Consider the following 21,960-nt stretch of genomic DNA (forward strand, 5'->3'; position numbering starts at 1 on the left):
AGCTCCTCGCCAGCGCACTCTCAGTGCCCCACTGGTAGATTCTAAGCTCCTCGCCAGCGCACTCTCAGTGCCTCACCTATAATTAAGTCTCATACATCTCACCGCCCATGTTCACTATTCCATAGCTCGGCGAAGATGTGCTGCCCTGTAACTGACACAATGGGCCACTGTAACAGTGCGAGTGCTCTCTTGGTGTTATTGGGTAACTACCATCCACAAGATAAGGAAACACAAAACGCTCCGCTCAACGAATAAGCCCCCTTGGCGGACTTCAGGACTACCTGATGTTCACCGAGGGGGCTTTTTGTTTGCGATGATTATTTGTTGAACAACTTGAGAAACTGGGACATGTAGTCGGACGCAAGCATGGTCTCCACGGCTTCAAGCTGGCGTGAATAGTCATGGCCGGATGAATAGAGACCATAAGACATGGTTAGCCCTTTGGTCCCGTGCCCAACTATCGGAGCTGTAACGTCTTCTGGAATGCCTGCACGTTGGTACGCGGTAATAGCCATGCCACGCAAGCTGTGGAAGCCCTTGGTGCGATCTCTGACGCCTGTGGCAGCCTCTTTCAGCTTGCCAAACTTGCTGGACCATCCGTGGGGGTTCTTCGACTTAGGGACAGGCCACACGTTACCGACAACGCATTGCCTGAGTTCTTCCCAGAGACCGAGCGGAAGAGGGAAGGCACGAATGGAGTTTGCTGTCTTGCCAGCCTTGATACGCACCAGCGGAACACCTTGGCTAACCTCAAAGGAATCAGCCTGAAGACCAATAATTTCGCTTAGGCGGCAACCAGTGATAAGTCCAAACTTCGTCAACATGCGAAGATCATGCGGTGCCTTCTCAACGATTTGGGCCATCTCTTCAAGCGTGAAAGGGACGTATGACTGGGAGTCGCCTGTGCTCTTGATTCCTGCGCTCTTGAATGGGTTATCCCCTTCCACGCTCCGAGTGAGATAGCAGTTTTCCCACACAAGGGACAAAGCCGACAAGTAACCAACCCGTGTGCTATCGCTCTTGCTACCAGCCAGGGAATCTAGCCACAAAGTCACGTCCCTCCGCTCCACATCCTTCAGCAGAACCGCTGGACGACCAAGGAAGGATGAAAGGCTTTCTGCTGCGTGTTTGGCGCGACTCAACGTTGCCGGAGCTGCGGCTTTAAGACCCTTAACGGCCTTGGCCTTCTCACTCTCGATGAATGCCTTGGAGGCTTCCTGTAGAGTGATGGCGTACTTATCGCCCACCTCTAGCTCCCCGTGGAGGGCAAGCCTTATGGCGTCCGCCAGTTCTTCATCCCCACGCGCAATTGCTGCCTCGACGTCATAAGCGTGGTATAGCCCTTCAGGTTCAACGACAACCTCTTGTCCATCTGGCAGCATGACAACCTCAATGCGCTGCTCTGCTTCCCTGACGGCTTGTTGAATCTCTTCGATGTAAGCGTTAAATCGCAGACGCTTGGGGGCTTCTTCAGCCTGTGCCACCAACCGGTCAAAGTTGGCAATGATGAGGTCACGCTTCCTCTGGGCTTCTTTGAGGTCGCCTGTTTGTAACGTCTTTGTGTAGAGCCTCCGACCGCCAAACATCGGCAATCCACGGATAGCCTTGGGGACATTCCACACCAAGTACCAGCCATTTGCCTTCTGCTGTAAGGCCCAAGTCTCACGCCTTCTCATACACACCTCACTTATGCTAGTCTTACCACAAAAGTTACCGCCAATGTTTCCATCTTTGTGCTGTAAGTTGTTGATTAGCTATAAATTCAATGCGTTACGCATGGAGTCAAAAGATAATGAACTTCATGGTAATGACTCGGGTGACCTTGATTTAAGGGCGCGAATTATATCAGAACTTTGTGGCCAGCGCCTACTGGATGAGCGTTTGCTCACATTACCCCACGCAGTGTTTGCCGTGCAGCGCCAATCTTGCGTATATTCCCGACCCTGCGCCTCGCCAGATTTTTGACAACAGACTGATCCGATGAAGACCTATATCTACTACCCCGGCATGGAGGTACGTGACGAGCTCTGGCTCAAATTTGCCCTGCTCTATCTGGAGCGGCTCGCCTTCGTCTTCACCGTCAGCGAAAAGAGCGGTCTCACCGCCCTGCTCGATACCCTTCAACAGCAGACCGATCTGCTGGCCGAGCGGCCCGATGCCGCCTTCTTTGCCGCCATTACCCCGCAACTGGAGAACCAGATAAGCGGCCTGGTGGCCCCCGATTTCGTCCGCCACAAGGTGTTTGGCAACAAGGAGCTGATTGGTCGCTGGCGTCAGGAGGCCAACCACGACTGCTTCTGCCCGGATCAGGCGGGGCTGGAGCGGCTGCACGGCTTTTGCCTGACTCACGGCTTTGCGACCCGGGATGAAGGGGGGATCAGAATGGCGCGGCGCTTTGCCAACCTGCTCTCCATGCGTCTCGCCCGTGAGTGGGCACTCGCCAATGACGGGGCGCTTATTACCGATCACGACTATCTCGACCGCCTGCTCCATCTGCTCGAATCCCGCTACCACAATCGCGGTGGTCAGGATTGCTTCCACCTCGAGATCCCGTTGCAAGTGCCCACTCACCTGGCCGACATTCCGTTTGCAGAGCTGATTGCCCTGCGCGGGCGCAGCGGCTTTCGCCAACAGCTGGCCGAATTTCATCTGGCCATCGACAACCTGCTCGCCATGCTGGGTAGCGGCTATGCCGACCCGGCGGCCCTGACCCGCCTTGAGCAGGCTCAGCAAGGGCTCAATCAACTGCTCGGGCCCGAGACCCTCAGCATGCCACTCACCACCCTGGTCAGCACCAGCCTGCCCGCCGTAGCCATGCTCCACCAGTTAAAGGCGAGCCACCCCGAAAGCAACCTCATCTTCCATCCCATCAAGAAGAGCCACTTTCACCAGCGCAAGAGCCAGCACTTCTTCACCCGGCTCGGCCATCTGCGCCAACCGGGCTGAATGGGCGGAATGAAAAAGGGGTTGGCATTTGCCAACCCCTCTCGTTATCTGCGGCCTACCAATCATCACCACGATGATTGGCCCGCTCTTGCGCCTTCCTGCGCGCCTCCATCGCCCTGTCACGGCGGATATTGGAAGGGGTACAGGCAAACTGTTTCTGATAGCAACGCGCAAAACTCTCGGAAGCTGGTTCGAAAGGTGAATAGAACCCGGTACGTTCAGGAGAAACATGGTGATCACCATGATTGGTTGTGGCACAACCCGAACTCATCAGCACCAGCAAGGGACACAGAACACGCAGCAAAAGAGAACTCCCGATTGGATTTGAATGAACTCGTAATTATTCATAAATTAATTCATCCAATCAAATATTGATGCATTTCAAATAGTTAATTACATTCACCTCAATGGCTGTCGGCAAAACGATCAACGGGTGATGGTGCCGGCATCACTGTCAGGATGCACCACGCGAAACTCGATACGATCGCTGTTGCCCGCTTCATCCACCACCACCAGCTGATAACGACCCGCCACACTCAGCACCTGATCCCCGTCCCAGCGCAGTCGCTGGCCGTTGAGAAACCAGGCCGACTTGCCGACACCGCCCAGCACCTTGGGCTGCAACCGATAGCGCTGGCTGCGGATAAGGTTGCCCTCCCCCAGCGCCACGATGCGAATGGGGGCCTGCAGCTCGGCGCTCTGCCCCTCCCCTGCACAACTGCTGGCGAGCAGCGACTGCCGCCGCTCGCTGGGGGACCGCCAAGGCTCCAACGACAACGGCCAGAGTGCCCGAAAACCGGATTGTGCCGCATCGGGGCAACGGGTCAGCGTCGGCTTGCCTTCGGCAGTGAGTGCAACTTGCCGCAGCGGCGAGGGCCAGTCCATGGGATCCGGCAAGGTGGGAGGATCGCGCCCTTCCAGCAACCAGGCGCTCTGGCGCTGCAAACAGGCTTCAGGCAGGGTCGCGTTCGCCTTGCGCCCCAGCGGCCAGCAAATCTCGGCCTCGCTCACCGTGTTGGGCTGTGCCGGCAGAGGGCTGTTGTCAGCCAGTCGCGAGTAGACCGAAAGCAGCAGCGGCACCGCCGCGCTCTGGCCGTAAAAACCGGGCATAGGGGTACCGTCGGGGCGCCCCAGCCAGACGCCGATGGTCCAGCGACCGGAGACCCCCATCGCCCAGCTGTCGCGATAGCCATAGCTGGTACCGGTCTTCCAGGCCAGCCTGTTGACCCGGCCGGTCGCCTCGCTGGCAAAGGGTTGGTCCGCCCGTCCCTGCGCGCTCAATATCTGCCAGATGATCCAGGCCGCTCCCGGGCTCAGCAAGGGGCGTGACACCGCCTGCTGCCCCGCCAGCCAGACCGGCATTGCCACCTGCCCCTGCCGGGTCAGTGCGCTGTAGAGGGCCACCAGCTGCTCGAGTCGAATGCCCGCCGCCCCCAGCGCAATGGCCGGATTGGGTTTGTCGGAGAGCGCCAGCCGCACCCCAGCGTTGTCGAGGCGGCTGACCAGCTTGTCGGGCCCGAGCGCCTCCAGCACCTGCACCGCCGGCACGTTGAGGGATTGCTGCAGTGCCTGAGCGAGGGTCACCGGCCCCTGAAAGGCGCCGGAAAAGTTGGCGGGGCGATAGTCAGATCCCAGCCTCGGCGCATCGGAGAGCAGGGAGGCCGAGTGCACCAACCCTTCATCCATCGCCAGACCGTAGATAAAGGGCTTGAGGGTGGAGCCGGGAGAGCGGATTGCCTGCACCATGTCGAGATAACCGTGGCGGCGCAAATTGCCATACTCGGCGCTACCCACATAAGCGCGCACAGCCATGGTTTTGTTATCTACCAAGAGCAACGCCGCTGAGGTCTGCTCGGGGAAACGGCGGATATAGCTTGCCACCCGCCCCTCCAGCCAGCGCTGCAGATCGCCGTCGATGGTGGTGTGCACCAGCGCCCCGGCCTGATGGTCGGCGGCGAGACGGGCAAAGAGCGGCGCCTCCATCGGCGTGAAGTGACCGCGGGCCAGCACCGGCTCGATACGTCCCTCCAACCACACCTGCTCCGGCCAGACGCCCTGTGCCACCAGCCGCTGCATCACCTTGTCACGGGCGGCGCGGGCCCGCTCGGGATGCCGGTCCGGCCGGTTGCGACTGGGGGCCTGCGGCAGCACCGCCAACAACGCAGCCTCGGCATAAGTCAGCTTGACCGCGCTCTTGCCGAGATAGGCAAAACTTGCCGCCTGCACCCCCTCCAGGTTGCCGCCAAAGGGCGCCCGGTTGAGGTAGACGGTGAGCAGGGTGCGCTTGTCGTAGTGCCACTCCAGTTGCAGCGCACGGGCCATCTGGCGCAGCTTGCCGGGCACGCTCCTGTGGTAGGGCTCGATAAGGCGGGCCACCTGCATGGTGAGGGTCGAGCCCCCCGACACTGCGCGCCCGTAACGCAGCCATTGCCAGATCCCGCGCACCATGGCCACCGGATTGACTCCGGGATGACGCCAGAAGTAGCGATCCTCGTAACCCAGCAACGCCTCGATATAGCGGGGGGAGACCTGCTCCAGGGTCACGGGGTAGCGCCATACACCGCTGGTATCGGCAAAGGCGCGCAGCGGCCGCCCCTTCATGTCGAGCACCACCCGCGCGTAGGCAGGGTCGAGCGGTGGCGGCGGGAAAATGCGATCCAGCGCCAGTAGCGACAGGCATAGGGTGATGACCCCCAATACCGAGACACGTAGCCAGCGTGGCAGACGGCCAAGCCAGCGCCAGCCAGCGCGGCCACTGCGACCTAATTTCAGCCAGCCACGCTGCCAAAAAGTGAGCGGGCGAACCCGCTCAAGGGAGGGAATGTTACTCAGAGATGATCACCTCATGGATATCCTCACCCACGGCACGCAGCTCGGGGCGGTACATATCCTCCACCTGGGTCGGCGGCACCTGATAGCGACCCGGCGTCACCGCCCGCATCAGGTAGACCAGTTGCTGGTTGCTCCCCTCGCTCAGATCCAGCGCTGCCGTGTAGCGGTCATCGCGAAACTCCTGATGCTTGAGATAATCGTTCCACTCGCTCTGCCACGCCGGTTTCCCCTCAATGGAGAGCTCTTCCAGCTTGATGCTGTTGCCAAGGGCCGGGTTCTCCAGCTCGAAGCCGGCGGGCTCCATCTCCACCAGCAGGGCATCGGGCACCGCCGATTCACTGCTGACATTGAGCCGCACCACCACCAGATCGCCCACCTTCACCTTGGCGGGATCGAACGGTTGACCATCGCTGTTGAACCAGCTGCGGGTCACGCTTATCCCCTGACTCAAACGGGCAGGAGCCTGTTCGGGGTAACCGATCAGGGTGCGCTGCACATAGAGGGATCCCTTGCCCTCGTTGGTGACGGTGCTCGCGGCCAGTGCCTCGGGGGCACTCTGCTGCAGCGGAGCCGAACCGCTCAGGGATCCACTGCCAAGAGAGGAAGTTACCCTGGCCTGCCAGTCGACGGCCGAGTCGAAACGGGCCAGTCGCAACAGAGCGAGCCGCTCCTGAGTGCTGAGCCACTGACGATGGGCCAGGGTATCGGCTACCTTGGCGCTGAGATCAGGCCAGCGCTCCGCAGCCAGCTTGTGCTGACGAAGCAAGGAGAGCTCAAGGGCCTGATCGCGCAGCGGTGAGCCGTAATCACCCAGATAGTCATCCCCGCGCTCGGTCGCCAATGCCCGGCTGAGGGCCTTGGCGGCGTTCTGCTCATCCCCCATGGCCGAGAGCGCCAGCGAGAGGTGCAAGAGCGGCAAGCCGGAGCGGGCGTGATCGGCCTGCTGCTCCCAGATAAGGCGCAAGGTAGCGAGCGGCGCCTTGCCCACCCGGGCCAGCACATAGGCGCTGTAAGCCTGATAGGCAAGACGGCTGTGCTCGGGGGCACTGCTCCAGCGCTCGCCATACTGGCTGTCGGTGAGATAGCTTTGCAGCCGGTTCAGCGCCTGATTGAGCATTGTCTCCGGCACTGCGTCACCCGCCTCCTTGCGCGCCAGCAGATAGTCAGCGGCATAGGCGGTGAGCCATTGCTCCTCGTCGGAGCGACCATCCCACAGACCAAAGCCGCCGCTGGGCAGTTGCAACCGCTGCAGCCGTTGTAGCAGGGCGCGTTGCACATCCGCCTCACTCGCCGCTTTCTTGCCCTCTGCGGGTTTGCTCCAGGCGGCCCGCTCATCGGTCGTGGTCAGCAAGTAAGGCCAGGCACGGGACAAGGTCTGCTCCAGACAGGCGTAGGGGTAGTTAGCCAGCGCCTGCCACTGGGCTGCCGGATCCCAGGGGGGAGTGCCGGAGAGGCTGAGCAGCCCCTGCAGGTTGGCACGGTCCAGCCCGGCCAGCTCAGCAGGCGCAAAGCTCATCTGCTGGCCGGGGGCCAGCATCTGATAACGCTGGCGAGTCTCGGCCGGCCAGGGGGATCGCAGCGGCAAATACCAGTCGCGGCTGATGGCAAAATCCTTGCCGCTGGCCGCCAACTGCAGGCTCGCCACGCCGCTCGCCCCGGTCACGGTGAGCGGCAGGGTCAGCCACTGCTCTTCGCCATTTTTAAGAGCCAGGGTGCCGGGCAGCTCGCCGTTTGCCTTGAGCCCACCGTTGAGGGTCCAGACAAGGGAGAGGGTCTGATCTTCGCCGCTCATGTTGCGCAACTGCACCAATGCCCGGGTCTCATCGCCTCTGGCGCCAAAGCGCGGCCAGCCGATCTCGGCCACCAAGGGCGCCACCACCTTGACGGCGCGCTCGGCCTCACCCACTTGCTGTTCGTTCCAGGCCAGCGCCATCAGCGCCAGTTCGCCGTTGAAGTTGGGCAAGTCGAGCGGGATCACCGCTTTACCCTGCTGGTCAAAACTCACCTCGCCGCTCCACAGTGCGGCTATCTCGACCCGGCTCTCCAGCGCGCCACCCTTTTTCAGCGGCGCCCGATCGCCCCCGTAGTTGAGGCGGGCCAGCTTGCCATCCTGCGGCGGGATCACCTGGCCGTAGTTGTCGAACAAATCTTGGGAGAAGCGCTTGCGACCAAAGAAGATCTCGAACGGATCGAGCGGCTGATAATCGCTGATATTGAGCACGCCCCGATCCACCGCCGCCAGTACCACACGGCCTTGGCTATTGGGGGTGGAGGTTGCGGTCACTTCCAGCCGGGTAAGCGGCACGGCTTTGTCCGGCGCGCTCAGGGTAAGCGGCAGACGGCGCGCTTCCCGATCCAGCGTGAGCGGCACCAGCCCGACCGAGCGCAGGCTCTGCCCCTGCTGCTTGCCAGCCGGTTTGGAGGCGCTGTCTGGCGCGGCGATCTGGGCCGAGATATGCAAGTCATGGCGCTGCCACTCGGGACTGACCGGGATCTCGAACTCGCCGCGGGCATCCTTGGCATCGCCAGCGACGCCCTTGAGCTCGATACGCTGCCACCAGCGCAGGCCGTCACCATCTTCCACCAGCAACAACCCCTTGCCGGGGCGCGGGGCCACCAGCGTCACTTTGGCCTTGTCGCCCGCCTGATAGGCGCGCTTGTCGAGGGTGATGGCAATCTTGTCAGGCCGCGCCTGCTCGCCACCGCCGCCCCAGGCGTAACTGCCGATCTCCACCCGCAGGCTCGATTGATGGCCCTGACTGTTCTCCACCACCAACCGATACCAGCCCGCCGCCAGTTGCAGCGTGAGCGGAGTCGGCCCCTTGCCGTCCAGCTGCAGGGTCTGCTCCTGCTCCAGATAGGGCTGGCTGTTGAACTCGTACTTCCACCCCTCGCCATCGGCGTAGTGCCAGTAGTAATCGCGGTACTCGTTGATAAGGCGCACTTTCACCGCTCCCGCCACCGGTTGGCCTTGCGCATCGAGGTTGAGGATCTGGAAGGGGAGCGGCTTGCCACCTTCTACCCGATCGGCCACGAAGTCGGCCTTGAGTGCCGGCCACTGGCTGCCCGCAGGCCAGCCATACTGGGTGCGGCTGCGATTGACGGCGCGGCCACCGGGCTCGGAGAGCGACACCCGATAGGTCACCTCCAGCGGCCCGAGACCGCGTACCCCATCGAGCTCATCAGCAAGCGAAAAAGTCCCCTGCCCCTGCTCATTGAGGGTGAGACTGAGGGGCTCGAGATCCTTGGCCTGCTCGGCGAGCAGTACGTCACCCAGCGTGAACTCCTGCCACTGGGTAAAGGGCATGGTGGCGCGGCTGATCTTCACCTCTGCCTTGGCCTTGGTGGCGCTCGCCGGTGCACCGTAGAGATAGTCCCCTTGCAACGGCAGGGTGAGGGAGGCGTCCAGATCCGTCACTTCACCATCCGGCCCCTTGCCAAGCTGCAGTTTGAGCCGCTCCGGCAGAAACTCCTCCACCAAAAAGGGCCACTCGAAACGGCTGCCAGCGGCGGTCTTGAGGTTGATGGTCCAGCGCCCGAGCGGCGCATCATCCGGCAAACGCAGACCGTAGTGGGCCGCGCCCAAATTGTCCGGCAGCAGCCGCTTTTGTTCGAGCAGCTGACCATCCGGCTGTTTCACCTCCAGCTCCACTGCCATACCGGGCAGCAGCTGGCCATCCTGCCCCTTGAGCAGGATCTCGCTGTCGAGCCGCTCGCCGGGGCGATAAAGGTCGCGCCCGCTAAAGAGATACAACTGCTGGGCCTGCCAGGGCTGGGTACCGAGATCGAAGGTGGAGAGATCGAGTGCAGCCCCATCGAGGCGCAGCACCGCCAGATGGTTGCCCTGTTCGGCCAGCAGCAAGCGAGCCCCCTGCACCTGATCAAAGCGGCGATGACCCTGTGGATCCGTGGTTTGCACCTGCAACCGGTTGCCCTTCTCATCGAGCAGGGAGAGCTGCACATCCTTGAGCGGGTCGGCGCTGGCCAGGGAGCTGACAAACACCTCCAGCTGATCGCGGTAACGGCGGGCACTGAGCCCCATGTCGCTCACCGCGAAATAGGTGGTCTCCTTGCGCCAGTCGTAGTTGCCAAGGGGCGACATCACCGCAAAATAGACGCCAGCCTCCGCCAGCTGCGGCTCTTTCACATTAATGAGGCGGGTCTCGCGCCGGTTGGCATCGAGCTCCAGCGCATAGCGGCCGCTGAACACCCGCTTGGCCCGCTTGGTGATCTGCTCAAGCTCCCAGTTACCCATGCCGGCACCGGGGCGATATTCCGCCAGAAAACGGGGCAGATACTCCGCATCGACCCGAAAGAAATCGATATTGACCTCGTCCACGTTGACCGCGCTGATGGGCAAGCGAAGTTCCTGACGCAGCGGCAATACCATGCCGCTCGCGGTAAAGGAGGCCCCCGCCTCCAGCGGCCGGGTCTTGAGAGTCCAGCTCTGGGGGGATGGGCCCAGCCCCGCCTTGAGGCTCACCTCGTAGCTTTTGTCGGGCTGAACGTTCGGGAAATAGAGGGTGCGACCATCGTCGGCGAGGATCCACTCCCCCTGCACCTGCTTACCCCCCTCACTGACCCCGAGCCAGCTCTGCCAGTTTGCCTTCGGCGCCAGGGGGCCGGAGAAGACCAGCGCCAGTGCCGGCGCATCGCGATATTGGCGGGCATTGGCCTGCACCACGGCGCTTGGGGCACCCGTTTCCTGCTGCGCAGTGGATTCTGTGGTCGGTACTTGGCTGGCGGGCTTGTCAGGGCCACAACCAGCCAGCAGCAAACCTGTCAGCCCGGATAGCAGCAGGGCCGAGCAGCGGCGGCGCAGAGTGCCGGTTCCAGCGGTAGAGCGGTGAGAAGCAGAGGGAGAGTCGAAGAGGCGCATAAGTTCCATCCCGAGTTGGAGCGCTGCAAACGCAGCGTGGCTGGAAACAGGATAAGGCATCCTGCTCACCCGACACAAAGCTCATTACCCGAATGGGCACAATTCCGCCCCCCTGCAGCACGAGAACCCCCTTGCCCACTGATCCAGTGCGGCAAGGGTTGTCATCTAGTCGTGGCTGGTCTCGTTTTTTGCTCCGCCTTTGAACCAGCGAAACAGGATGGCCATGACGGCCGCCAGAAACAGCACCAGCGAGGTAATCAGCAGGGCCCGGGTCAACAGTTCGCTGTGGTGGAGGAAGAAGGGGGTATTCATCGCCAGCTTGCCCACCAAACTGAGGCAGAGCGCCCACATAAAGGCACTGGCAAAGCTGGCCACGCACATCCGCAGCACGCTCAGGCGGCCAATCCCCATCAACATGGGGGTCAGCACCCGCACAAACGGGATAAAACGGGAGGAGAACATCGCCAGAAAACCGTACGTTTTCAGCAGCCGGGTCGCCTTGGGCAGGCTGTCGGGAGGCAACATCCGTTCGATATGATCCATAAAGCGGGTGCGCTGCAGGGCCCGTCCCTGCCAGTAGGCGAGCACGGAACCTATGCCTGCAGCCAACGGCAGATAGACAAGAGTCACTTCGGGGCCAAACACCCCCATGCCAACCAACCCACCGGCCAGCAGTACCAGGCTGTCCCCCGGCAGGGGCAGGAAGACGAATGCGGACTCCAGCAGCAGTACCAGCATCAGGCAACTGATCAGCAGGGGTACCGCCTGCATCTGAACCAGGGCGTCAAAATCCTGATGCCAAATGGCCATCAGCATATCCAGCATGTCACTCTCCCTACTACACGGTTCATCATGAACGAGGCAGGGGTTATAGCACCCATCCCCTGAACAAAACGTTAATTTTGTCCGGCACAGGAAATAAAGTGTGTCGAAATATTGCTGCAATTAGGGAATGCAAGGAGGGCGAAAAGCAGAAACAAAAAGCCCCTCATCTTGCACGCACAAGGGAGAGGGGCAAACAGGCACAGAAATAAAACGGTTACTCGGCGGTGGCCATCTGCCAGGTTTTGAAGCCGCCGGAGAGATTCTTCACTTTAAAGCCGTGCTGGCTCAGCAAGCGGCAGGCGACATGGCCGCGCAGCCCAACCTGACAGCTGATCAGCAGCTCTTTCTCTTTGGGCAACTCATGGAGGCGACCACGCAACTCGTCGAGGGGGATATGCAGCGCCCCCGGAATGCGACCCAGCTTGTCGAGCTCCGGGCCATTGCGCACATCCACCACCAGCTGATGGGGGTTACGAGCCTGCACCTCGGCCACGTGGCAGAGCAGGGTGTCCCCCTTCAGGTGGTTGCTCGCCACAAAGCCCGCCATGTTGATCACATCCTTGGCCGATCCAAAGGGCGGCGCATAGGTGAGCTCCAGATCCTGCAGGTCAAACACGGTGAGACCGGCGCGCTGGGCCACTGCCAGCACGTCGATGCGCTTGTCGATGCCATCCTTGCCGATGGCCTGGGCGCCATAAATCTTGCCATCCGGGGCAAACAGCAGCTTGAGGCTGACCGGATGTGCGCCCGGGTAGTAACCGGCGTGGCTGCCCGGATGGACATAAACCTTCTCGAACGGCAATCCCAGTTGCACCAGTCGTTTCTCGTTGAGGCCGGTGCTGGCCACCGCCAGATCGAACAGCTTGCAGATGGCGGTCCCTTGGGTCTTCTTGTAGGTTTCGCTTCGGCCCAGCATGTTGTCGGCGGCGATGCGCCCCTGCCGGTTGGCCGGGCCCGCCAGCGGGATCAGCACAGATTCGCCGGTGACGAAGTCAATCTCTTCCACCGCATCCCCCACCGCATAGATAAAGGGATCCGAGGTACGCATCCCGGCATCCACCTTGATGCCGCCCCGTGGGCCCAGCTCCAGCCCCGCCTTGGCAGCGAGCAGGGTTTCCGGCTTGACGCCGATGGCGAGGATCAAGAGACCGGTATCAAGATGGGAACCGTCATTGAGGGTCAGGCGCAGGCCACCGCTTTTGGCGGTCGGCACGGCGGAGGTCTTCTCGGCAGGCAGATCCAGACTCTCGATGGCGGTGAGGCCGGTGCGCAGGCGAAGGTCGATCCCCTCTTCCCGGATGCGGGCATGGAGCATGTTGGCCATCTCCTTGTCCACCGGCGCCATCACCTGATCGGCCAGCTCCAGCAGGGTGACATCCAGCTTGCGCTGATGCAGCGCCTCCATCATCTCCAGGCCGATAAAACCGCCACCCACCACGGTAACGTGGCGCGGCTGATCGTGATGCAGGGCCGCCAGAATGCGATCCATGTCCGGGATGTTGCGCAGGGTATAGACATGGGGGCTGTCGATACAGGGGAAGGGAGGACGGATCGGCGCCGCCCCCGGGCTCAGCAGCAGCACATCGTAATGCTCGCGCTGCTCTTCACCGGTTTGCAGGTTGCGCACCAGCAAGGTCTTGCCCGCCTTGTCGATCTCAATCACATCGTGGAAGACCCGCACATCGACATTGAAACGGCGCTTGAAGCTCTGGGGAGTCTGCAGCAGCAAGGCATCCCGGTCGGGGATATCGCCCCCGATGTGATAGGGCAGACCGCAGTTGGCGAAGCTGACAAACTCGCCCCGCTCGAACATCACGATCTCTGCCTCTTCACTCAAACGACGAGCACGAGCCGCCGCCGATGCGCCCCCCGCGACACCACCGATAATCAGGATCCGTTTCATCTGCAAGACTCCTCATACATGATAATGGGCAATAAATTAGGCTTTTCTAATTTAGGATTCAATGAAATTTTGTTTCGCACCATTTTGCAGTATTCTTGCAACCCCGACGGTTGCTTAACAGGATGTTGTTTGTTCATGTCGTCTACCGCACTCAGTCATCTTCCTCCTGCCCTCCAGACGCCGCTCTTTTTCCGTCTGGATCTGCGCAGTCAACGGCTGGTCGCCCTGACCGACGTGATGCAAACCCCGCTCTACTGGCTCGACGAACCGCGCGCCCCCTGGCCTGCCCAGCTGCCCGATGCCCTGCGCCTGCCCATCGAACAACTGTTGGCCAACGGCCATGGCGGCAAGATCACCGTGCGCTTTGCCAGCCAGTTGTGGCATATCGCCCTCGCCCACGAGCAGGATGGCTTCTGGCTCATCTGTCTGCAGAACCTTCGCCAGGAGCCCATCGCCGATCTGGCATTGCAACTGCCGCGCCTCAGCCAGATGGCGAGCCAACAACAGTATGCGCCCCTGCTCGAGGCCCTTAAAGAGAGTTTGGGGGCCGATCGGCTCATCCTCTGGCACTATCAGGCCAACGGCGATCTCGGCAGCGAGCAACTCACCCCTGTGTTCACCCTGGGGGTCGAGGCGCTCTACCCCATCCGTGGTGACAGCCGCTATATCCGCGCCCTGCGTACCCGCAAAGCGTTGAGTTTCTCGGAGGCCGCCCACCAGCCGATGCTGAGCAATCACCTCTATCTGACCAGTGCCGGTGTGCGCTCACGCCTTGATGGTGCCCTGCTGGAGCAGGACAAGCTGTTCGGGGTGCTGAGTCTGGAGTATCTCGATCCCACCCCCCTTAGCGAGGAGATGTTGCAACTGGTGCGCAGCAGTGCCCAGCTGCTCGGCCACTGGCAACCGCAACCGGAAGAGCACCGCGCCGAGCTGGCCCTCCCGCCCGAGCTGCACCAGCAGACCGGCATCGACTACTGCAAGACGCTGGTAAGCTGGGCCATGAGCGCCAGCGGTGCCCGGGTGGGCTGGATCGGCGAGTTCCAGCCCCGCGGTCAGGATCTCTGGATCATCCCCCGCTGCGTCATCAACGAGGAGATCTGCTCCACCCTCAAGCCCATCCAGCTCGACCCCGGCCCCGCTCAGGAGCTGTTCCAGCATGGTCAGGCCATCTATGTGGAAGATCTGCCAGTGCGCTATCCCAAGGCGACCCGGCTGCTGGCCCTCAATGCCAGCGCCTACATCGGCATTCCGCTCCATGGCCAGAGCGGCGCCCCCATTGGCCAGATCACCCTGCTGCTCGATACCCCCCTTGAGGAGCCCGAACAGCTGCTGGATCTATTGAGCAGCCAGCACGAGCGGGCCGCCATCGAACTCAAGCGCCTCGCCACCGACGATGCCCTGCGGCTGGCCGAGGTAGCCTTTAATACCCACGATGGGCTGATTGTGATGGATCACAACGGCATCATCCTCAAGGTCAACCACTCCTTCAGCCGGATCACCGGATTTGGCGAGGTAGAGGTGATCGGTCACTCCATTCGCAAGCTGCGCCCCACCTACTACGGGGATCATCTCAAAGAAGATGTCAGCCGCACCGTCAACGAGCAGGAGTTCTGGCTCGGGGAAGAGCGCTGCCTACACAAGGATGGTCACCTCTTTCCGGTGCGCTTGATGGTGAACGGCGTCAAGGATGAGCAGGGGGAGCTCAGCCACTTCATCTGCAGCTTCTACGACATCACCCAGGAAAAAGAGGCGGCCAGACACATCGAGCAGCTCGCCTACTACGACGATCTCTGCGGTCTGCACAACCGGCGCAGCCTCAACCATATTTTGCAGCAGACCCTGAGCGCCACCAACGGCCAGTGGGGCGCCCTGCTGCTGGTGGATCTCGACAACTTCAAGTCGATCAACGACTCTCTCGGTCACGCCTGCGGCGATCTGCTGCTGCAGGCCGTGGTGCAGCGTTTCAGGGAGCTGCCCCAGGACAATCTGGTGCAGGCGCGCATCTCGGGAGATGAGTTTGCCCTGCTCTTTACCCAGCTGGGACAAGGGGAAGTCACCGCCAAAATTCTGGCAGAGCACTTCGCCCGCGAGCTGATGGGGCTGTTTCGCACCCCGTTCGACATCGGCGATCACAAACTTCACTGCAGCGCCTCGGTGGGGATCAGCCTCTTCTCCGGCAACGAGACGGATCATCTGGTTCTGATGCAACAGGCCGACACCGCGACCCACATGGCCAAGCGCGCCGGTCAGGGCCACTACGTCTTCTTTACCGAGGCGATGGCACAGCATGAGAAGAACCGGCTGACCCTCACCAATGAGCTGCGCGATGCCCTGCGTCACCACGAGCTGCAACTCCACTATCAACCGCAATACCGGGTCGACAATGGCTCGCTGTCGGGCATCGAGGCGCTGCTGCGCTGGCAGCGCAGCGACGGCACCATGGTGCCGCCCGGGGAGTTTATCCCCATCGCCGAAGAGACCAGCCTGATCCTCGAAATCGGCTACTGGGTGATGAAGACCGCCTGCGCCCAATACAGCTTCTGGCTCAACCGTGGCCTGCAGATCCCCCATCTGTCGGTCAACGTCAGTGCCCGCCAGTTCCACACCCAGGGCTTCGTACAACAGGTGGAGTACATCTTGCGCGATACCGGTGTGCCCCCCTCCCGCCTGCTGCTGGAGGTGACCGAATCTGTAGTATTGGAGAATAGGCAGGAGAGTATTGCCAGAATGCGCCAGCTCAAGGAGCTCGGCATCCTCATCTCCATCGATGACTTCGGTACCGGCTACTCGTCGCTGGCCTATCTGCGGGATCTGCCCGCCGACGAGGTGAAACTGGACAGAAGCTTCATTCAGACCCTGGTACACAGCGAACAGGACAGAGCCATCGTCAAGGCAATACTCGATCTGGCCCAGGTCTTCCGTTTTACCGTCACCGCCGAAGGGGTGGAAGAGGAAGCGCAGCTAGCCATCCTCAAAGCACTGGGATGCCAGCATTATCAAGGGTTTCTCACCAGTCGGCCGCTCACCGTCAAGGGGCTGGAGCAGCTGCTTGGCAGCCGGGCGCCGGACTAAAGGTGTAGGATCAATAGGGGTTTATGTAATAAAATAACGGCCTGCTCGAATCGTTGGAGTTGTTTATGTCTGTCATTAATCGGATCCCTGCCGTTGAAATCAGCCAGCCAGCCGGAGCTCACGGCACCGTTGGCCGGATCCATTCCGTCGAAACCTGCGGCACTGTCGATGGCCCGGGAATACGCTTTATCGTATTCATGCAAGGCTGCCTGATGCGCTGCAAGTACTGCCACAACCGCGATACCTGGGATACCGAAGGTGGCCGCGAAGTGACCGTACCGGAGTTGATGAGTGACATCACCAGCTATCGCCACTTCATGAATGCCTCCGGCGGTGGCGTGACAGCGTCCGGCGGTGAAGCCATGCTGCAACCGGCTTTCATTACCGAACTCTTTACCGCCTGCAAAGAGAAAGGGATCCACACCTGTCTCGACACCAACGGCTTCGTCCGCCATCTCGACGAACAGGTGGACAAGCTGCTCGACCAGACCGATCTGGTGCTGCTCGACATCAAACAGATCAATGACGAGAAACACATTCCACTGACCCACGTCAGCAACAGATACACCCTGGAGTTTGCACGCTATCTGGCGGCCAAAGGCAAGACCATGTGGATCCGCTACGTGGTGGTACCGACCTGGAGCGACGACGACGAGAGCGCCGAAGGGCTGGGTCAGTTTATCGCCGAGCTGGGCGAGAACGTGGAGAAGGTGGAGCTGCTCCCCTACCATGAGCTCGGCAAACACAAGTGGGATGTGCTGGGCGACCCGTACGAGCTGAGCGGGATCAAGCCCCCCAGCAAGGAGACCATGGAACGGGTCAAGGGCATCCTCGGCAAGTACCACAACAACGTCAAATATTGATGGTAAAAGCAGGCTGACTCGTCAGCCTGCTCTGCTATGGGGCGGTCGGGAAGGCCGCCCGGACTCTACTGCATGAATGGACGACAAGATGAGTGAAGGACAACTCGCCGCCCTCCTGATCTGGCTGGTACTGCTGGCCTTCAGCCTGCGCCGCTCCCTGTGGCAGACCCTCCGTGACAACCCCCTCTATCAGCACCTGTTGCTGGGTAGTGCCATCGCGCTGGTGCCGCTCTGGTATCTAAGGGCCGGTCTGCATGAGGGGCTGGAGGTCCATTTTCTCGGGCTCACCTCCCTCACCCTGCTGCTTGGCTGGCGGCTGGCACTGCTCGCCCCTTGCCTGACCCTGCTGGTGCTCGGTTACTTTGGTGTCACCAATCTGGCCGATTTTGGCTGGCAAGCGCTGGTGGGCATCGCCCTGCCGGTAGCCACCAGCTGGCTGCTGTTTCTGGCCAGCTGGGCCTGGCTGCCGCGCCACCTCTTTGTCTATATCTTCGTGGCCGCCTTTCTCGGCGGCGCCATCACCATCTCGGTCAAGGTGGCCGCCAGTGCGTTGCTGATGGGGCTGAGTCACAGCTACCCCTGGCACACCATCACGGCGGATTACCTCTCCATCTGGCCACTGCTGCTATTCCCCGAAGCCCTGCTCAACGGCATGGCGATGACGGTGCTGGCCATCTACCGCCCTCACTGGGTCAATACCTTCTTCGACCGCACCTATCTGGGCAAGTAGCTCCCTCTTTCCTGATCTGCGCCCATAAAAAAGGAGAGGCCATCGCCTCTCCTTTTGGTATTCAACATGGTGCCAAATCCCGGCTTAGTGCAGCTTCAGGGTCGGGCGCAGTACCCGGTTGATGCGACCCACCAGCATGATGAGGCCGGTCTTGACGTAGCCGTGCAGGGCGATCTGATGCATCCGGTAGAGAGAGATGTAAACCAGACGGGCGATGTAACCTTCCACCATCATGGAGCCGCGCATCAGGTTGCCCATCAGGCTGCCCACGGTGGAGAAGCGGCTGAGGGAGACCAGCGAACCGTGGTCGTGGTAGAGGTAGGGCTTCATCTCGCCGCCGTTCATCTTGGCCAGAATGTTCTTGAACGCCTGGCTGGCCATCTGGTGGGCAGACTGTGCGCGCGGCGGCACGAACTTGCCATCCGGCTGCGGGCAGGCTGCGCAGTCACCGATAACGAAGATGTTCTCGTCACGGGTAGTCTGCAGGGTCTCTTTCACCACCAGCTGGTTGATGCGGTTGGTCTCAAGACCAGCGATATCCTTCATGAAGTCAGGCGCCTTGATACCGGCCGCCCACACCATCAGGTCAGCTTCAATCAGCTCGCCATCCTTGGTGTGCAGACCGTCGCTGGTCGCTTCGGTGATCATGGTGGCGGTACGCACGTCCACACCCAGCTTGACCAACTCCTGATGGGCGGCGCCGCTGATGCGCTCCGGCAGAGCCGGCAGAATGCGCGGGCCCGCTTCCACCAGGGTCACCTTCAGGCTGTCGGTGGTGAGGTTCTTGAAGCCGTAGGCGTAGAGCTGCTCGACCGCGTTGTAGAGCTCGGCAGAGAGCTCTACGCCGGTGGCGCCGCCGCCGACGATGGCAATCTTCACCTTGTCGCCCGGCTTATATTCGGTGGCGAACTGCAAGAAGCGGTTCATCATGCTGTTGTGGAAACGGTGCGCCTGGGAGGGGCTATCGAGGAAAATACAGTGATCCTTGATGCCCTTGGTGTTGAAGTCGTTGGAGACAGAACCGATGGCCATCACCAGATAGTCGTAGGGCACTTCGCGCTCGTTGACCACGATATCGCCATTGTCGTCGTGGATCGGGGCCAGCACGATGCGTTTATCGTCACGCTTGATGTCGGTCAGGGTGCCGAGCTGGAAGTCGAAACCGTGGTTCTTGGCGTGAGACTGGTAGCTCAGGGCATCGATGCCCGCGTCCATGGAGCCGGTGGCTACTTCGTGCAGCAGGGGCTTCCACAGGTGGGTGCGGTTGCGATCGACCAGAGTGATCTTGGCCTTGTTCTTCTTGCCAAGCTTGCGACCCAGACTGGTGGCCAGCTCCAGGCCACCGGCGCCGCCGCCTACAACGACAATATTCATCATGATGATTTTCCTCGGTTCCTCAAAACGAAAGGGAGCCATTGGCTCCCTAAAACGAAATCGGTCGACGTGATGGATCAGGCTTCTTTGAAGGCCTTCATCCGCTGCAGATGATGCGAGATATTTTTGAACTTATGAGTCTCGCGCTCATCCCACACGATGTCGTAATAGTTCTTCAATTCACGTTCAGTGTTCCGATTATCGCGCACTTCATCCTGAACGGAAAGGATACACAGGCAGTTTCCTGAATTTTTCTTACGAAATTCAGTTACACACTTGGTACCGATATCGTCATATTCTTCCGGACGGTCGATCTTGCCCTGCATGTTCTCTTCCGGATGGAGGTTGGGGTTGAAGATCACCTGGCGAATGCCGCACAGAAAGCCGATCCGCTCGCTCCAGTAGCCACCAAGACCCACGCCGCAGATCAGCGGTTTAGGATCGGTACTCATATCGAGCTGTTTTTTCACTTCCTTGAGCAGATGGCTCATATCATGACGGGGGTGAACCGTGCTGTAGTGCACGAAACGCACATCATCATCAATAAACTGCAACTGCAGCACTTTCTCGTGATTGCCTGGGCTGGTGGCATCAAAGCCATGCAGATAGATGATCATGGATAAGACCTCAGGATCTGTGTCGGTTCTATCGAAACTACCCCAGCGGCGGCCCCGTGCGCCACCAAAACATCCAACTTTCTTGCTTTGGATCACGCCCCCGCCCCCGATTGCGCCCTGCGGCCCGCGAGCGCCGTCACATGCAGAGGGGCGCATTGCGAGCAACGCTCTGGTGCCTGGCTATCAAAGTGAGATCGCCAGACCGATAATGATAAACCCCTTACCAATCTGAGATGCCCTCACCTCCTTCCCCTGCCAGCAGCCGGACACTTATCTGGCCGGTATGTGACTCATCCCGCAAAAACAAGGCGTTATCGCCAAACGTTTTCTCTCGTGAGTGGCGTTGTGCATGTTTTGTGCACTGACCCGTGCTGCACCGGCTCCCTCTCACTACTGCCGAGGGATCTGGCACCTCTGTCAATACACGAGATCAATGACCGGGAAAGCTGCGGCTTTCACTATCTTGCCTGTAGCAGTTGCGCGGGCTTCAAGGAGTGATCTGTTCATGAACGAGACCAATCCCACCTCCCCCCGACCGGGTGCGCGTAAGCGCCCGGTGGATGAAGTGGAGCGCATGCTCCCCATGGGCCAACTATTTACCCTGGGCCTGCAACATGTGTTGGTGATGTACGCCGGCGCCGTGGCGGTGCCATTGGTGATTGGCGGCAGTCTGGGGCTGCCCAAGGAGCAGATCTCCACCTTATCAGTTCGGATCTCTTCTGCTGCGGCATCGTCACCCTGCTGCAATGTGTCGGGATTGGCCGCTTTGCCGGGATCCGGCTGCCGGTCATCATGTCGGTCACCTTTGCCGCCGTGATGCCCATGCTGGCCATCGGAGCCAACCCGGATCTGGGTCTGACGGGCATCTTCGGTGCCACCATCGCCGCCGGTATCATCTCGACCCTGCTGGTGCCGCTGATAGGACGACTGATGCCGCTCTTCCCCACCGTAGTGACCGGGGTGGTTATCACCTCCATCGGGATCAGCATCATGCAAGTGGGGATCGACTGGATGGCGGGGGGCAAGGGCAATCCGGAATATGGCAGCCTGCGCTATATCGGCACCAGCTTTCTGGTGCTCGTCTTTATCCTGCTGGTGACCCGCTTCACCAAGGGCTTTTTCAGCAATATCTCGGTGCTGCTCGGGATCATCTTCGGTTTCGTGGTGGCCATCGCCATGGGCGAAGTGAGCCTCGATGGCCTCGGCGAGGCTGCCTGGTTTGCCCCCATAGTGCCCTTCGCCTTCGGCTGGCCCACCTTCGATCCCATCTCCATCGCCACCCTGACGGTGATCATGCTGATCACCTTCATCGAATCGATGGGGATGTTTCTGGCGCTCGGCGACATCGTAGGCCATCCGGCCAGGCGCGGTGATATCGTGCGCGGGCTGCGGGTGGATGGCATCGGCACCATTATTGGTGGGATATTCAACAGCTTCCCCCACACCTCGTTCTCCCAGAATATCGGTCTGGTGAGCGTGACCGGGGTATCGAGTCGCTGGGTCTGCGTGATGTCGGGGGGATCCTGCTCGCCTTTGGCCTCATCCCCAAGATGTCGGTGCTGGTCGCCTCCATCCCGCCCTTCGTACTGGGGGGCGCTGGCATCGTGATGTTCGGCATGGTGCTGGCCACCGGTATTCGTATCCTGGCGCGCACCGATTACAACAGCAACCGCCACAACCTCTATATCGTCGCCATCAGTCTCGGAATTGGCATGATCCCGACGGTCTCCGGGAATTTTTTCCAGCAGCTTCCGGCGCAGCTACAACCGCTTTTTCATAGCGGTATCCTGCTGGCCACCATCAGCTCGGTGCTGCTCAACCTCTTCTTCAACGGCTATCAGCCGGCTCTGACTCACCAGACCCGCCCCCTGTTCGTTGGCCCCATCAAACCGCAGCAAGAGCAGGCATAACAAACAGGC

General features: G+C 60.7%; 12 protein-coding genes and 1 pseudogene. 6 read left to right on the plus strand and 7 right to left on the minus strand.

The window, feature by feature from the left end:
• Nucleotides 1-317: 317 nt before the first annotated feature.
• Nucleotides 318-1,676, minus strand: a complete 1,359-nt coding sequence (locus ACTG2W_RS04845) for a tyrosine-type recombinase/integrase (RefSeq protein ID WP_106843044.1) — start codon at nucleotides 1,674-1,676, stop codon at nucleotides 318-320.
• A 304-nt stretch (nucleotides 1,677-1,980) separates the two neighbouring features.
• Between ACTG2W_RS04845 and ACTG2W_RS04850 the strand changes: the two genes are divergently transcribed.
• Nucleotides 1,981-2,946, plus strand: a complete 966-nt coding sequence (locus tag ACTG2W_RS04850; protein WP_113739236.1) for a hypothetical protein — start codon at nucleotides 1,981-1,983, stop codon at nucleotides 2,944-2,946.
• Between the two features lie 426 nt (nucleotides 2,947-3,372).
• Here the strand turns inward: ACTG2W_RS04850 and pbpC are convergent, their stop codons facing one another.
• The 4 genes from pbpC to ACTG2W_RS04870 all read right to left on the minus strand — a co-directional run bounded on the left by pbpC (nucleotide 3,373) and on the right by ACTG2W_RS04870 (nucleotide 13,385).
• Nucleotides 3,373-5,769 carry a penicillin-binding protein 1C gene (gene pbpC, locus ACTG2W_RS04855; protein ID WP_440016539.1) on the minus strand — a complete coding sequence of 799 codons (2,397 nt, stop codon included), beginning with the start codon at nucleotides 5,767-5,769 and terminating at the stop codon, nucleotides 3,373-3,375.
• Nucleotide 5,770: 1 nt separating this feature from the next.
• Nucleotides 5,771-10,657 (minus strand): alpha-2-macroglobulin family protein, encoded by a 4,887-nt coding sequence (locus ACTG2W_RS04860; RefSeq protein ID WP_440016072.1) that lies wholly within the window; start codon nucleotides 10,655-10,657, stop codon nucleotides 5,771-5,773.
• Between the two features lie 165 nt (nucleotides 10,658-10,822).
• Nucleotides 10,823-11,482 carry a DedA family protein gene (locus ACTG2W_RS04865; protein ID WP_106843121.1) on the minus strand — a complete coding sequence of 220 codons (660 nt, stop codon included), beginning with the start codon at nucleotides 11,480-11,482 and terminating at the stop codon, nucleotides 10,823-10,825.
• Between the two features lie 214 nt (nucleotides 11,483-11,696).
• Nucleotides 11,697-13,385, minus strand: coding sequence for an FAD-dependent oxidoreductase (locus ACTG2W_RS04870; RefSeq protein ID WP_106843122.1), 1,689 nt, complete (start codon nucleotides 13,383-13,385; stop codon nucleotides 11,697-11,699).
• Between the two features lie 135 nt (nucleotides 13,386-13,520).
• On the opposite strand from ACTG2W_RS04870, the gene ACTG2W_RS04875 reads away from it, so the two are divergent.
• The 3 genes from ACTG2W_RS04875 (at nucleotide 13,521) to ACTG2W_RS04885 (ending at nucleotide 18,050) form a co-directional block, all read left to right on the plus strand.
• Nucleotides 13,521-16,457, plus strand: a complete 2,937-nt coding sequence (locus ACTG2W_RS04875; RefSeq protein ID WP_139494557.1) for a sensor domain-containing phosphodiesterase — start codon at nucleotides 13,521-13,523, stop codon at nucleotides 16,455-16,457.
• A 65-nt stretch (nucleotides 16,458-16,522) separates the two neighbouring features.
• Nucleotides 16,523-17,320 (plus strand): pyruvate formate lyase 1-activating protein, encoded by a 798-nt coding sequence (pflA, locus tag ACTG2W_RS04880; protein WP_118853640.1) that lies wholly within the window; start codon nucleotides 16,523-16,525, stop codon nucleotides 17,318-17,320.
• Between the two features lie 88 nt (nucleotides 17,321-17,408).
• Complete coding sequence (locus ACTG2W_RS04885; protein WP_064337685.1) at nucleotides 17,409-18,050, plus strand: energy-coupling factor ABC transporter permease; 642 nt, start codon at nucleotides 17,409-17,411, stop codon at nucleotides 18,048-18,050.
• 84 nt (nucleotides 18,051-18,134) lie between these two features.
• Here the strand turns inward: ACTG2W_RS04885 and ACTG2W_RS04890 are convergent, their stop codons facing one another.
• Together ACTG2W_RS04890 and ycfP are read right to left on the minus strand one after the other, a co-directional pair.
• A complete protein-coding gene (locus ACTG2W_RS04890) occupies nucleotides 18,135-19,427 on the minus strand; it encodes an NAD(P)/FAD-dependent oxidoreductase (protein WP_440016073.1) in 1,293 nt (430 codons plus the stop codon).
• 74 nt (nucleotides 19,428-19,501) lie between these two features.
• Nucleotides 19,502-20,041 (minus strand): alpha/beta hydrolase YcfP, encoded by a 540-nt coding sequence (gene ycfP / locus ACTG2W_RS04895; RefSeq protein ID WP_440016074.1) that lies wholly within the window; start codon nucleotides 20,039-20,041, stop codon nucleotides 19,502-19,504.
• Between the two features lie 625 nt (nucleotides 20,042-20,666).
• On the opposite strand from ycfP, the pseudogene ACTG2W_RS04900 reads away from it, so the two are divergent.
• Both ACTG2W_RS04900 and ACTG2W_RS04905 read left to right on the plus strand, forming a co-directional pair.
• Nucleotides 20,667-21,649: pseudogene (locus ACTG2W_RS04900) on the plus strand (solute carrier family 23 protein).
• Nucleotides 21,598-21,951 carry a solute carrier family 23 protein gene (locus ACTG2W_RS04905; RefSeq protein WP_440016075.1) on the plus strand — a complete coding sequence of 118 codons (354 nt, stop codon included), beginning with the start codon at nucleotides 21,598-21,600 and terminating at the stop codon, nucleotides 21,949-21,951. The pseudogene ACTG2W_RS04900 and the gene ACTG2W_RS04905 overlap by 52 nt, the downstream one beginning before the upstream one ends.
• Nucleotides 21,952-21,960: the final 9 nt, after the last annotated feature.

Origin of the sequence: Aeromonas sp. 96A (assembly GCF_051919165.1) — a bacterium.
GTDB lineage: Bacteria > Pseudomonadota > Gammaproteobacteria > Enterobacterales > Aeromonadaceae > Aeromonas > Aeromonas veronii.